Origin of the sequence: Bacillus sp. LB7 (assembly GCF_030449715.1) — a bacterium.
Lineage (GTDB): Bacteria > Bacillota > Bacilli > Bacillales > Bacillaceae > Bacillus > Bacillus paralicheniformis.
On sequence record NZ_JASGCA010000007.1, the window covers coordinates 84,228 to 98,299 of the forward strand.

A 14,072-nucleotide genomic window follows, 5' to 3' on the forward strand; every position below is an offset into this window, starting at 1 on the left:
TTTTACCACTCCTCATAAACCAGTTTGAGCATCTCTTGGAGTTCCTCGTATGTAAAGCCGATTTGTTTCGCTTCAGTGACGGCTTCTGCTATGTGTTCTTCGATCAATTTGACTTTTGTTTCTCGCAGCATGTCTTTGTTGATGGCTGCGACATATGAGCCCTTTCCCGCAACTGTGACGATAAACCCTTCTCTCTCCAGCTCGTCATAGGCTCTTTTTGTTGTAATTACGCTGATTTTAAGCTCTTTGGCCAGGTTTCTGATCGATGGAAGCGCCTCAGACTCCGAGAGTTCTCCCTTGACAATTTGATCTTTTAATTGGTTGACGATCTGCAAATAAATCGGTTCATCAGATGAATTTGAAATGATGATATTCAAAGCATGACATCCCTCTATTCGTTATAACTGTATATATACAATATAAACAGTTATAACACCTTTGTCAAACAATAACAAAACAATGCCTATCAATTGAAAAGATTTTGTATTACGTAGCAATTGAAGAAATAAGGAAGCAGATCATACAAGAATGTTGTTTATCTTCTTGCCTGTAAAAAGGAAAAATTGAATGAATAAATCCCAATTTCTCAATGTGACACAGAGAAATTGGGATTTTTATCAGTGTTGAAAATCAGCTTTTTGGAGCAAATCCTCTTCGTTATACTCCAGAATAGGCGGAGAATCCTCCATCGACCGGTATGATGGTTCCAGTGACAAATTGCGATGCTTTATCGCTTACCAACCATAATAATGTTCCGATTAAATCTTCCGGAACCCCAAATCTCTCCAACGGCGTCTGGTTGATAATTTTTTGTGCCCGCTCTGTATACGTTCCGTCTTCATTGAGCAATAGGCTCCTATTTTGGGCGGTAAGAAAAAAGCCTGGGGCAATGGCATTGACACGAATACCGACTTTTGACATATGCACAGCAAGCCATTGTGTAAAGTTACTGACAGCCGCTTTTGCACCGCTGTAGGCGGGAATTTTCGTAAGCGGCGTATAGGCGTTCATGGATGAGATGTTAACGATCACATTTCCGTCGTGATCAGCCATGTCTTTTGCAAATACTTGAGTGGTTAACAGTGTGCCAAGAAAGTTTACATCAAATACAGACCTTACACCCTCTATTTCTAAATCAAAAAACGTAGTCAATTCTTTAGTATTCAAGTCTTTTTTATACAAATATTCTTTATCTGTTGTTCCCTTTGGATGGTTGCCGCCTGCACCGTTAATTAGGATATTGCATCTGCCGAAGGTTCTGTTAATGAGTTGTTTCGCTTGTTCAAGGCTTTGTTTATCAAGGACGTTTGCTGTAAGAGCAAGTGCTTCGCCTCCGTTTTCTTGGATCTCTTTCGCTACTCTGTCAGCCGATTCAACTCTTCGGCTGACTACTGCTACTTTTGCACCGCATTGAGCTAATGCTTTAGCGAAACAGCTGCATAAAATGCCGCCTCCACCTGTCACTACAGCCACCTTATCTTTCAAGTTGACATGAAAAGGTATCTGCACATTCATCCCCCGTCTCTGCATTTTAGTTAGTTTGTTCATTTATTGCATTCAAAGGCGATCCGCTTCTTTTCTTTCGTCAATGTTTCCCACATTCCATTTAAATACACTGCACCCAGCGCCCGGTCATATAAACCATAACCCGGTTTTCCGGTCTCTCCCCAAATCATTCTCCCGTGATCCGGTCTGGCTGGCCCGGCAAAATCAATATCTCTTAATGCTTTTACGATTTCATACATATCTAAAGAACCGTCTTCTGAACGGTGGGAAGATTCTTGAAATGACTTTTCCCCGTTGATCTTAATGTTTCTCAGATGCACAAAGTTGACTTTTCCTTTTTTTCCGAAATAACGAATCAATTCCGGAATATCATTTGTTGAATTTACTCCCAGCGACCCGCTGCATAAACACAAACCGTTAAAGGAGCTGTCATAGAGATTAGTCAACCGCTCCAAATTCTCTTTGTTCGTTATGATTCGAGGCAGTCCAAAGATAGGCCATGGCGGATCATCCGGGTGAATCGCCATTTTGACTTGTTCATCTTCTGCCGCCGGTATAACCGCTTTAATAAAATACGAAAGATTTTCCCATAAATCCTCTTCCGTAACGTGCTGGTATTGTTGAAAAAGATTCTTTAGCTGTCCATCTTCATAGCTTGTGTCCCAACCGGGAAGTTTTAGTTCACCATGCAAAGGGTTCATTTGTTTAACTTTTTCTTCTTCATAAATTAATGCTGTAGAACCGTCTTCTAGTGCATAGTCTAAAGAAGAACGAGTCCAGTCAAAGACAGGCATGAAATTATAACAAACGATTTTAACACCCGCTTTTGCCAAGTTGCGTATCGTCGTTTTATAGTTTTCAATATATTGATCTCTTGTCGGAAGACCTAATTTAATATCTTCATGGACAGGTACACTTTCAATGACACTTAACGATAAACCATGATTTTCAATTTTTTCTATTAACTCTGCAATTTTCTCATAAGGCCAGGCTTCCCCTACAGGAATATCATAAATAGCCGAAACAATTCCAGTAACGCCGGGAATTTGCCGAATATACTCTAATGTGACCGGATCGCTGTCTCCATACCATCGAAACGTCATTTGCATGGCTCTCCCATCCTCTTCCCTCTTTTTATTTAACATTCGATGTCATCATTTCGCATGACAATCACAATATATTGGACCGATTTTCCAAAAAAGAATTTGCTGATTAGTATTCGCTTACATAAATTTTCGTGATAATGATTCATGTATTATGCTCGATGACAAAATTCAGCTTGCCGGGATGTAACCGCGGCCAAAGATTCTTGCTCGAGTAATGGAAACCATTATCATCATGTGGCCTTCATCTTTTAACCACACGGCAAACTGTAAGAAAACTCTCCGTTCTTGCTTTCCAGCTCTGTGCCATTTACGATCAGTTTTCTCTTTTCTCCATTTGGTACGTGAAAAGTGAGTTGATCATACGGTAACTCGTATGTTCCTTCTTTTTGTATTGAAAGCTTGATCCCGTCTACTGTTGTTTCCATATCGACATGAATAAAGGCAAATGTATAAGTATATTCATTTGTTAACCCATCATCTTCGTACAAACGATAAGTCGATTTTCCTTTTCCTTTGAATGGGAATAACAAAAATCCTCTTTCATCTCGGTTCTTTGTTTGGAATGTCACTTTTGCATCATTTACCGGAACGATCGCTCCCGCTTTCGCTAATAGCGGAGTATAATGTAATGGTGCAGGCAGAACGACTGTCTTTCCTCCTTCATGCCAAATTCCCGTATGGAAATCGTACCAGCCTTTTTCATAGTTTGGTAAATACACCTCCCGCTCCGTCATTCCTTTTTCGACGACAGATGCAACCAGCAAAGATTCACCAAGTATAAATTCATCGTTTTCTTCAAATGTTTTCTCATCATGTTCAAAATCATAAAATGTCGGTCGAATGATCGGCTGATAATGTTGGTGCGCCTCATATAGCGCGGTGTAAATGTAAGGGATGATCTTATGTCTAAACTTAATGAGTTCACGGATTTCATCGATTGTTTCAGGAAACATCCATGGTTCATTAACTGTCCCGTCATCGTTCCACGAATGAATGGTAAATCTCGGATGCATGATGCCGTTTTGCACCCATCTTACGAATAGCTCCGGTTCAGGGGCCGGTCCTGAAAATCCCCCGACATCATGGCCGAAATTGTAAATGCCTGATAAACTTAAACCGATGCCAGTTTGAATATTAAATTTTAATGTTTTCCAGCTTGTTCGGTTGTCACCGGTCCAAGTTTGTGCATAACGGTGCATGCCGGGACAGCCGGATCTTGAGATCAAATACGGGCGTAATTCCGGGTTATGTTCTAGCTGCGCCTCGAAAGACGCTTTCATCATTAAAAGCGGATGAAGCGCGCGGATCAGTTCAAATTCCACTTCTTTGCCGAAACCGTGACACTTGGCGTTTTGACTCCATATTTCAAACTCGTTATTGTCATTCCAGGTTGAATCAATTCCGTATTCCAACAGCTTTTCTGTCACTTGAGCCTTCCACCAGTCGAACGTTTGGCGATTCGTGAAGTCTAAATAAGCTCCAATATCATCCCAAAATTGAGCCATTTCCGGTTTTTGTGTTTCTCCGTTTACGATAAACATTTCTTTTTCTTTTAGTTCATCAAAGTACGGATGATCCTTTAGCAAACACGGTTTAATGTTGGCGCATAAGCGCACGCCCTTCTCATGGAATTGTTGCACCATCTCTTTTGGAGCAGGAATTTTGCTCTCATCCCAGTTAAAGACATAACGTTTGTCACCGATAGATGTGTATCCTGACGATAACTGAAACGAATCGCATAATATATCATGTTCTTCACAAAGATGAACGAAATTTTTTAATTGTTCTTGTGCATTTGGAGCATCGGTATAGCTCATCGTAGAGCCTGAATAGCCCAGACTCCATTTTGGCGGCAAGATCGTTTTGCCTGTCAACCAAGAGAATGTTTCGACTACATCTTTTATTTTCGGACCGGCTATGAAGTAGTAGTCTAAATCCCCTTTTTCGGCCTGATAATAGCGGTACAGTCCATGATAGTTATCAAGCTCTAAACCCATATCAAAAATGGAAGCTGATAGATTATCATAGAAAATTCCATAGGAAATGCCTGTTTTCTTATGGCGTGTAATATAAAATGGAATATGTTTGTATAGCGGATCTGACCACTCTGCGTCATACCCCATCGCATCGATATTTAACATCCGGTAGCGTTTCCCGTGTTTATCGATGTTTCCCGTTTTCTCGCCAAATCCAAAATATTGTTCCTGGAAATCGCGTTGTAAATAATGGTATACGCCCTTTCCAAAAGCCCCTTCAAAATTATACCCTTGTGTTCGCCGATCGTTTGCAACATTGATCCATTCAGAACCATTGTGATAAAACCAGCTGATCCTAAAACCGTTCAATTGAACATGAAGCTTGATCTTGCCGGTTTTCACGATAAAAACATCTTTGATTTGCTGACATTCGTATTGAGGCAATGTAAATCCGCTCATGTCTAAACGATGGCGTCCCTCCCATGGTACATCGATCTGTCCAGGCGCGACACTCCACGTTTTTTCAAGCGTTAACGCTTCTCCCTCTGTCAGCAAAATCCGAATCATATCTTCTTCAAGAATGAATATTTTTGCTTGCGCATTGCTGTCATTTAAATGAAAATGCAGCACATTTTTCTCTTCTTTTATAAATGTAAACATGTAGGTTTCTTTAATTGACATTAAACAGACGCCTCCTGTCTTAAAGTCCAAATAATTGAGGCAGCATTAAGCTGATTTGTGGAATGTAGGTAACAATTAAAAGGACGATCATGATCGCAGCGTAAAATGGAAGAATCGGTTTAACCACTCGTTCAATATCAACTTTACCTATGCTGCATCCCACAAACAGAGCACTTCCCACAGGAGGAGTGATATTGCCGATACAAAGGTTAAATACAATCATAATTCCAAAATGCACGGGATCCATGCCAAAGCTTTGAACAATTGGCAGAAAGATTGGAGTGAAAATTAAAACAGCCGGAGTGATGTCCATAAATGTACCGATTATTAATAAGATGATATTCATCATCAGCAGGATCAAAATGGGGTTATCTGTAATCCCTAGAATTCCATCGCTGATTGCCGTCGGTATGCCTGTAAACGCCATGACCAATGACAGCATCGTTGAAGTCCCAACCAAAAACATAATAACGGCTGTGATTTCGACCGTTTCCAGCAGCATTTTGGGGAGCTGTTTCCATTTCAATGTCCTATAAAAGTGCGATAACAATAAGGAATAAGCCACCGCTATTGCTGCACCTTCAGTTGCTGTAAATATACCGGCGATAATACCCCCGATTACGATTACAATGAGCAACAGGCTTGGAATCGCATCGAGAAGCACTTTAAAACCTTGACTCATCGTAATCTTTGGCGCAACAGGATACTTTTTCTTTTTTGCAATCATATAGGCGACAACCATCGTAGCCAGCCCCCACAAAATTCCGGGCAAATAGCCCGCCATAAATAAAGCGGCTACAGATGTTCCGCCGCTGACTAATGAGAAAATGATCAAAAGACCGCTGGGCGGAATAAGTAAACCAGTTGGTGCAGAAGCAATGTTTACTGCTGCAGAGTAAGTCCGGTCATATCCTTCCTTTTCTTGCAGCGGCGACATGACCCCGCCGATTGCAGCAGCAGCAGCTACAGACGAACCGGAAATCGAACCGAATAACATGTTTCCGACAACATTTGTATGGGCCAGAGAACCGGGCAGCCTGCCGCTGATCAATTTTGCGAAGTTAATGAGCCGCATTGCAATACCGCCATTATTCATAATAATGCCTGATAAAATGAAGAACGGTACCGCTAATAAAGCAAAGCTGTCGATTCCAGTGACCATTTTTTGCGCCGAAGTGAAAATGGCAACATCAAAAGGAAAAATGGTAAGCATTGTTACAATGGACGCCGTCGCAATGCTTACAGAAATCGGAACGCCGAGAAACAACAATATGAAGAATACTGCCGATAAAATGAGACCGGCTGCTATGGCCATATCATTTCACCTCTTTTTTAGTTTTTAAAAAGCCTCAGTCACATCTTTGCTGCTTTTTTTACATCATCACCTGACTTTTGTTTTGAATTGAATTCATGTAAAGATTCATATAAACCGGCCAAGCTGTATCCAATGATGAGTATGCCTGCAACAGGAAGTGATAGATAAACAAATCCAACCGGTATCCCTAATGCTGCTGAAGATTGCTCCATTGTGGTGATCACTGCTTTCGAACCTCCTAAAACCAACACAATCAGAGCAAAAGCAATCAAAAGAATCTGAATGAAAGTATGAAGGAAAACAGCTGCTTTTATTGGAAGTTTTCGAACGATAAATTCAATCGCCAAGTGCTTTTTTTTCCAAAATGCATAGGCGCCGCCCAACATAGAGATCCATATCAGTGAATAGCGTAAAAATTCTTCTGAAAACGTACTGGGGGAATTTAGTACATATCGCGTAAATACTTGCCATATCGCAACCAAAACCATGATGGCCATTAGTGCGCAAGTCAAACATTCAATCGTTTTATTCACTGCTTTTTTTAAAGCTAGCATATACATCCCTCCTCCCTGCTCATTCATCCAGAGTCATTTTACTTTTTTAGCTTTCGCACGAATTTCTTTATAGTATTTTCCGATCAATTCTTTTTTGGCAAACTTATCATGAAGCGGGCTTACCACTTCCCGGAATGGAGTCTTGTCTGGTTTGTGGAACTTCACTCCCATTTTCTTTGCTTTCTTAACCGCATTTTCAGTTTCTTCAGCCCAAACGATTTTGTGATACTCAGTAGATTCTTTCGCCGCTTCGATCACCGCATGCTGCTGCTCTTCACTTAAATGATCCTTTTTGTCCAAATTCATGATTAAAATATCCGGAACGATCGCATGTTCTGAGTACGAATATTCTTTTGCCACTTCCCCGTGATTGCTGCTTGTTAAAGCCATTTCGTTGTTTTCGGTGCCATCGATTACACTTGACTGCAATGCTGTATACACTTCTCCATAATCCATTGGAGTAGGTGCTCCACCCATGAGTTCTACCATTCGAATCGCTGTAGCACTCGGCTGTACCCGAATTTTTAAACCTTTAAGGTCATTTGGGTGCATAATCGGTTTGTTCTTTGTGTAAAAGTTCCGTGAACCGGCATCATAGTAGGTTAATCCAATAAAACCTATGTTTTTCGTTGTATCATACATGTCTTTTGCAATATCACTGTCCATGGCTTCATAGAAATGATGTTTGCTGTCAAATAAATAAGGCAGGCTGAAGATGGAGTAGACCTCTGAAAAACTTTCTAAAGCGCTTGCACTTACTTTAGCCAAATCGACAGCCCCGGTTTGTGTCAATTCAATCACTTCACGCTCTGAACCGAGCTGAGCATTTGGATACAATTGCACTTTAACAGTGCCATTGGTTTTCTTTTCTACGTCTTTTGAAAATTTGAGTAAAGACTTGTGGACGGGGTGCTCCTCATTATGGTTGTGAGCAAGCCGTAACGTTACGGTTTTATCGGTGCCTATTACATCGCTGCTTTTACACCCCGTAAGCATTCCAAAGATTAAAGCACATACAAAAAACACGGATAGCATTTTTCTCATGAACTACCCTCCTTGAATCTCATGGACCGTTGCTTTCTAACCAATGATTGATTGCGATTCATGTTTTCTTTCATCGTCATATTTTTTTGATAGCGTTTACAATTTCGCTCAAATAGTGAACGAATAAGCAGAATTTTTGCATTGTATGTTTCGGTTTATCCCCTGAATCCCGTTTCCGATTATGTTCAGTAACAATTTGTGTAATATTTTAGTGGTGCAAGACATTAGATGATCGTCTTTCTCACCCTTCCCCTCCTTTACGGTAAGTTTAACAACGTTGTTAAAAATAAACGTTGCTTCATCATCCGAAAAGTTTTTTTAACAACGTTGTTATTTCCTTCGGCAGATGTATATGATTGTTATTTTATGATGTATCATTTATAATAACAACGTTGTTATTTATTATCATAAAATCATTTCGGAAAATTTGCAATATTATATTTTTAAAGATTTTTTGGAGGATCCAAAATGACTGTAACCATCAAAGACATCGCCCATGCTGCCGGAGTAAGCTATTCAACAGTCTCAAAGGCTTTAAGAAACAGCCCTCTTGTAAAACCGGATACAAAGAAAAAGGTCTTGCAAGTTGCCGAACAATTAGGGTATACTCCGAATTTTGCAGCGAGAAGCTTGGCATCTAAAAAAAGTCAAACGATCGGTCTTGTCTGGCCTACAATTGAAAGAATCGCTTTATCGGCACTTGTTACAAAAATAAATGAAGTGGTCGAAAAGAACAGCTATTCAATGATTTTGTCTGTTAACAAAGCTAAAGAGGCAGTAGAATTGTTCAAGAGTTTTCGCGTGGACGGGATCATGATTTTTGAAGAAGGCGGAGAAACTCAGCTTAGTGATGCTGCTGGATTAACGATTCCTATCTTATCTTACGGAGTGTCGGGTGAACATACACATCCTATTATCGATGTTAATCATAAAAAAGCAATTTACAAAGCCGTTACGTATCTGTATCAACTCGGCCACAAAAACATTAGCTACGTCGGCGACCTCTCCCCAGCCGACAAGCGTCAGATTGAAAAAAGCAAAGGGTTTGAAGAGGTGATGATGGAAGCCGGTTTGAAATTAAGTCGAAATAGTATTTTAAATACTAATGGTTTAAGCTGGTATAACGGTTACACTGCTGCGAAAAAGCTATTACAACAAACCACAAAACCTACAGCAATCATTAGCGGAAGCTACGATATCAGTGTAGGGATTTTACGAGCCGTAAAAGAACAACAGCTCCGTATACCGGAAGACCTATCTTTAATTTCTTATGATAATATTCCTCAAATGGCAAGCCTTGAAACCCCGCTGACGAGCGTCGGGGTTCCAATCGATCAATTGGCTCACAAAATGGTTGATTCTCTGCTGACTCTTATTCGTGAGCCGGGCTCAATCCCATTAACTCAAAAAATGGATCCTGAATTAAACATTAGAATGTCATGCGCTTCTCCAGCAGTTTTAGGTAAAGAAAACAAGTAACATTTAAGTCAGGTCATCTTTTCTTTTTCAAGTGAAAAGTCCCCGGCCTGTAGTTTTTTAGTGACCGCCGCGAATCCCTTGGTACTCGTCCAGCCGATGGCAATGGATTTTCCAGAATTCCTCGGGTGCATTGATTGATTTCTATATTTTTACATGAAGGGCCGCATGCATTCTGGTACGTTCTTTCCAGACGTGTTTTTATATGTTTCTAAAAAATACAAAGCTCAAGTAACAATACTTGAGCTTTGTATTTATTCACCTGTCTCCGCAAATCGCTTGATCCGCTCTCCAATTTCATCGCGCACGCGCTGAAAGAAAGCCCATTTTTGTTCTTCTGTCCCTTCTGCTTTGGCGGGATCGTCAAAACCCCAATGCTCGCGCTTGACATGCGAAGGTGTCATCGGGCATTTATCAGCCGCGTCCCCGCACAGCGTAATGACGAGGTCTGCGTTGTGTAAGATATCGGGATCAATGATATCGGACGTCTGCTCGGAAATATCGATGCCTGCTTCTCGCATGGCTTTGACCGCGTTTGGGTTTAAACCGTGCGCTTCAATCCCTGCACTGTGGACATTCCAATCGTCTCCGAGATATTTCTTCGCCCAGCCTTCAGCCATTTGGCTGCGGCAAGAGTTGCCTGTGCATAAAAAATAGATGGTCTTTTTTGACATTGGTCATCTTCTCCTATCATGTTTAATGGATGATCAACAGCCACACATAAAGTCCGGCAAGCGTGATGAACAGGGTTGGAATGGTCAAAATGACACCTGTTTTAAAATAGGTTCCCCAAGAAATCTTTACGCCTTTCAGTGAAAGGACGTGAAGCCACAAAAGCGTCGCCAAGGAGCCGATCGGCGTGATTTTCGGACCGAGGTCAGAGCCGATGACATTGGCGTAAATCAGCGCTTCTCTGAAAATCCCGTGTGTGTCGGTACTGTGAATCGCTAGTGCATCAATCATCACCGTCGGCATATTGTTCATGAATGAAGACAGGATGGCTGCGATAAAGCCCATTCCGATTGTTCCGGCAAACAGCCCTTGATCGCTGACAGTCTGTATGACCTGTGAGAGAACGTCCGTTAAGCCGGCGTTTCTCAAACCGTATACGACGACATACATTCCTAGTGAAAAGAAAACAATCGCCCAAGGCGCTCCCTTCAGCACTTTCTTCGTTTGCACCGCCGGGCTGTTTTTCGCTGTGAATAAGAAAATGACGGCGATCACGCCTGCGATGATTGAGACGGGGATTGCGAGCAGTTCGCTGATAAAGTATCCCGCCAACAAAACGGCTAATATCAGCCATGACAAGCGGAACATTTTCCTGTCTTGAATCGCCTTTGCCGGCTGTTTTACATTTGTCATGTCATAATGCCGCGGAATGCTTTTTCTGAAAAACAAAAAAAGTACGATCATGCTTGCAATAAGCGAAAACAGATTTGGAACAATCATTCTTGTTGCATATTCGATAAATCCGATGTTGAAAAAGTCTGCTGAGACAATATTGACAAGGTTGCTGACGACAAGCGGCAGCGATGTCGTATCCGCGATAAATCCGCTTGCGATAATAAAAGGAAAAACGAGCTTTTCTTGAAAATGTAACGCGCGTACCATGGCAAGGACAATCGGCGTCAAAATTAAAGCAGCTCCGTCATTGGCAAACAGCGCGGCTACTACGGCTCCCAGCAAGGAGACATAGACGAACATCCGAATGCCGTTTCCTTTCGCTGCCTTGGCCATGTGCAGGGCGGCCCACTCGAAAAATCCGATTTCATCAAGAATCAGGGAGATGATGATGATTGCGACAAAAGTCAAAGTCGCATTCCATACGATTCCTGTCACATCTAATACATCCTGAAAATTGACGACCCCGGCGATGAAAGCCAGCGCTGCACCTCCGCAGGCCGACCAGCCGATCGATAAATTTTTCGGCTGCCAAATCACGAGCGTGAGAGTCAGCAGAAAAATCAAAGTGGCTAAGACTGTCGTCATCGCGTGTACGCCTCCTTCATAAGTTTCCTCTCCGGACACATCTTATAATAAAATTATTATATAAGTCAATACTTATATGATAAATGCATATGAAACAGAGGGACCGTCCTCCCTCTGTTTGTTTATTGGCACGAAACGGGCCTTTCTTTTCTTTTAACGGTTTGAAGAACCTCATCGTGTTCATCGATCTGTTTGAGAATGGCAAGGACCAAATCACGCTCCGGAAAGTCGTCATGAAGTGAATAAAAGCGCCATTGTTCCCTTCTTTCTTCCTTGATCATATTTGCACTTTTCAGCTTTCGTAAATGCTGGCTGATTGCGGGCTGGCTTGTTTCAAACATATCGACAAGCTGGCAGACGCAATAAGGTTTCTCCTGAAGCAGTTTCAGGATCAAGAGCCGGGTAGAATCGCTCAATATCTTCATGCAGCTCACCGTGCTTTTCGAATCAAGCTTCGTTTGTACGGTCATGACATTCCTCCAATCTCAGGCGCTTTGCAGACGGTATATTGCATCCATTATATAAATGTTTTTTTATATAATCAAGCGGTGATCATCAGGGCATGGAGCTTGTGACAGCATCAATAGCCAATGTGAAAATCACTAAAATGATGACCATTAATGTTGAAGCAAAAATCAGGCGTGTTGTTATCATGGCGCTTTTGCGGCCGGTAAAAAGGATGAAGCCCATGATGATCGAACAGCTCCAGATGAAACATCCGGTTTTTGTAGCAAGCAGCTCCCAATGAAAAAGCCAGACATAAAGGATTCCCATATGAATGATGGCCAAGGGCAATGAAATATACGTAAGTACGTTTTGCAATATGATCCCTCCAAATCATAATTATACAATGAACAGGAGCTAAAAATCCCCCGAGGACTCGGAGGATTTAAATTGAGCGGTTCTGATCAATTCACCGTTTCTTCGGCCATTTTTTCAGCTTGGCTCGGCAATGACAGCGCTTCTGTCAATAGACTAGTCATTCAATCCCTTTCCATCGAGAATTTGCTGTGTATATTTTTCAATCCTCGACTCTCGGGTTTTCGATTGTTTTGGTTTAGAAAAATAAAGAATATACGCTCTTTGCCTGCCCGGCGTCAATTCTTCAAAAGCCGTTTTTAAAGCCGGGATTTCAGCGAATTTTTTTTGCAGTTCTTCTGGAATCGTATATTCCGCAGCCTTTTTAAAATCGACTTCAAGACCGGCTTTTTCCACTTCAATCGCTTCATTTATATAAGCTTTCAAGATGTTTTCCATTTCAGCTATTTCTTGTACATTGGTGAATCGAATCTGCCGCGCGGCTTGGACATTCTCCGTCTGCTGGATGAGAATCCCGTTGGGGTCCTTTAACAATGCGCCTTTATGAAACAAGAGCGCACAATATTCTTTAAATCCATGGATTAAGACGATGTTTTTATTCTCGAACGTATAACAAGGATGCTTCCACTTGAAATCTTCGTTCAGCTCACAGTCAAGAACAATTTGACGCAGCTTCTCAAACTCTTTCTTCCACTTCTCGGCTTTGCTTAAAAATTCATCAACCTTTGGATTTGTTCTGCTATTTGCCATCAAGGAACACTCCTCTTTATATCATAATGTCATTTTAACCTAATCTCGCTCCGCCGACAGCAGAAATATTTTAATCGTTCCGGAGGTACAATATGCTTAGCTTAAAGAAGAGGCGGGTTGATTATGAAATTTGGCATCATGACGTTTAATATCCATCATGGAAAAGGAAGGGATCGTCGCGTTGATTTAGAGAGAACAGCCGGTGTGATCGCAGAGAGCGGCTGCGACATCGTTGGTCTTAATGAAGTGGATCAGCATTTCTCCAATAGAAGCGATTACGAAGACCAAATCGGTTCGTTAGCAGAACAATTGAACATGCACTATGCGTACTGCCCCTCCCTTTCATTGAGTTCCGGTGATTCTTCAGTGAACAGGCAATACGGGAACGCTCTCTTAACGCGTTTTCCAATTGTGAAAGAACGGCATCATTCATTCAACTTTGTCAAAGGGCTGATCGAAGGAAGGTCTCTTCTTGAGGCTGATGTCCGGATCGGTGATCGGCTCTTTCGCGTCTTTGTTACGCATTTGAGTCTGAATCCGTGGCTTCACGGCAAGCAGACGGATTTTTTAATCGAGAGGGTTCAAGAGAGCGATCGGCCTGTGATCGTCATGGGAGACTTTAATATGAAGCCTCGTTCACGGGGATGGACAAAGGTCTCGGTAAAACTGGCCGACCTGTGGGATGAAAGACAATACGGACAGGGGTTCACCTACCCTTCGCACCGCCCGAGACGGCGCTTGGACTACATCTTCCTCAGCCGGTCTTTTCATGTGTCAGCGGCTGAAGTTGTCGCCGTTGATCCGAGCGCTTCCGACCACCTGCCGCTTAAGGGCATTGTCACATATTAAAGGA

14 protein-coding genes are annotated in these 14,072 nt (G+C 41.9%); 2 read left to right on the top strand and 12 right to left on the bottom strand.

Annotated features, from left to right (window positions below; genetic code table 11):
• Window positions 1-2 precede the first annotated feature (2 nt).
• From QMZ64_RS11455 to QMZ64_RS11485, 7 genes are all read right to left on the bottom strand, one after another.
• On the bottom strand, window positions 3-377 hold the full coding sequence (locus QMZ64_RS11455) for a GntR family transcriptional regulator (RefSeq protein WP_003182395.1): 375 nt from the start codon (window positions 375-377) through the stop codon (window positions 3-5).
• 280 nt (window positions 378-657) lie between these two features.
• Window positions 658-1,509 carry an SDR family oxidoreductase gene (locus tag QMZ64_RS11460; RefSeq protein ID WP_265627804.1) on the bottom strand — a complete coding sequence of 284 codons (852 nt, stop codon included), beginning with the start codon at window positions 1,507-1,509 and terminating at the stop codon, window positions 658-660.
• Window positions 1,510-1,544: 35 nt separating this feature from the next.
• Window positions 1,545-2,615 (bottom strand): mannonate dehydratase, encoded by a 1,071-nt coding sequence (gene uxuA, locus QMZ64_RS11465; protein WP_265626890.1) that lies wholly within the window; start codon window positions 2,613-2,615, stop codon window positions 1,545-1,547.
• 245 nt (window positions 2,616-2,860) lie between these two features.
• Complete coding sequence (locus QMZ64_RS11470; RefSeq protein ID WP_265626889.1) at window positions 2,861-5,269, bottom strand: glycoside hydrolase family 31 protein; 2,409 nt, start codon at window positions 5,267-5,269, stop codon at window positions 2,861-2,863.
• Between the two features lie 19 nt (window positions 5,270-5,288).
• On the bottom strand, window positions 5,289-6,584 hold the full coding sequence (locus QMZ64_RS11475; protein WP_265626888.1) for a TRAP transporter large permease: 1,296 nt from the start codon (window positions 6,582-6,584) through the stop codon (window positions 5,289-5,291).
• Between the two features lie 38 nt (window positions 6,585-6,622).
• Window positions 6,623-7,138 (bottom strand): TRAP transporter small permease, encoded by a 516-nt coding sequence (locus QMZ64_RS11480; RefSeq protein WP_301441311.1) that lies wholly within the window; start codon window positions 7,136-7,138, stop codon window positions 6,623-6,625.
• A 33-nt stretch (window positions 7,139-7,171) separates the two neighbouring features.
• Entirely contained in the window at window positions 7,172-8,182 is a 1,011-nt protein-coding gene (locus QMZ64_RS11485; RefSeq protein ID WP_265626887.1) for a TRAP transporter substrate-binding protein, read from the bottom strand.
• 468 nt (window positions 8,183-8,650) lie between these two features.
• Here QMZ64_RS11485 and QMZ64_RS11490 point away from each other — a divergent pair, with 468 nt between their 5' ends.
• The gene (locus tag QMZ64_RS11490; RefSeq protein WP_265626886.1) at window positions 8,651-9,661 is read left to right on the top strand and encodes a LacI family DNA-binding transcriptional regulator; all 1,011 of its coding nucleotides are present in this window, start codon (window positions 8,651-8,653) and stop codon (window positions 9,659-9,661) included.
• Between the two features lie 251 nt (window positions 9,662-9,912).
• Here the strand turns inward: QMZ64_RS11490 and arsC are convergent, their stop codons facing one another.
• The 5 genes from arsC to QMZ64_RS11515 form a co-directional block, all read right to left on the bottom strand.
• Window positions 9,913-10,332, bottom strand: a complete 420-nt coding sequence (gene arsC / locus QMZ64_RS11495) for an arsenate reductase (thioredoxin) (protein ID WP_243940661.1) — start codon at window positions 10,330-10,332, stop codon at window positions 9,913-9,915.
• Between the two features lie 22 nt (window positions 10,333-10,354).
• Window positions 10,355-11,650 carry an arsenic transporter gene (locus QMZ64_RS11500; RefSeq protein ID WP_265626885.1) on the bottom strand — a complete coding sequence of 432 codons (1,296 nt, stop codon included), beginning with the start codon at window positions 11,648-11,650 and terminating at the stop codon, window positions 10,355-10,357.
• Window positions 11,651-11,772: 122 nt separating this feature from the next.
• Window positions 11,773-12,120 (bottom strand): ArsR/SmtB family transcription factor, encoded by a 348-nt coding sequence (locus tag QMZ64_RS11505; RefSeq protein ID WP_265626884.1) that lies wholly within the window; start codon window positions 12,118-12,120, stop codon window positions 11,773-11,775.
• Between the two features lie 85 nt (window positions 12,121-12,205).
• Entirely contained in the window at window positions 12,206-12,472 is a 267-nt protein-coding gene (locus QMZ64_RS11510; RefSeq protein WP_265626883.1) for a hypothetical protein, read from the bottom strand.
• Window positions 12,473-12,625: 153 nt separating this feature from the next.
• Window positions 12,626-13,219, bottom strand: coding sequence for a YdeI/OmpD-associated family protein (locus QMZ64_RS11515; RefSeq protein ID WP_265626882.1), 594 nt, complete (start codon window positions 13,217-13,219; stop codon window positions 12,626-12,628).
• 123 nt (window positions 13,220-13,342) lie between these two features.
• Between QMZ64_RS11515 and QMZ64_RS11520 the strand changes: the two genes are divergently transcribed.
• The gene (locus QMZ64_RS11520; RefSeq protein ID WP_265626881.1) at window positions 13,343-14,068 is read left to right on the top strand and encodes an endonuclease/exonuclease/phosphatase family protein; all 726 of its coding nucleotides are present in this window, start codon (window positions 13,343-13,345) and stop codon (window positions 14,066-14,068) included.
• Window positions 14,069-14,072 lie beyond the last annotated feature (4 nt).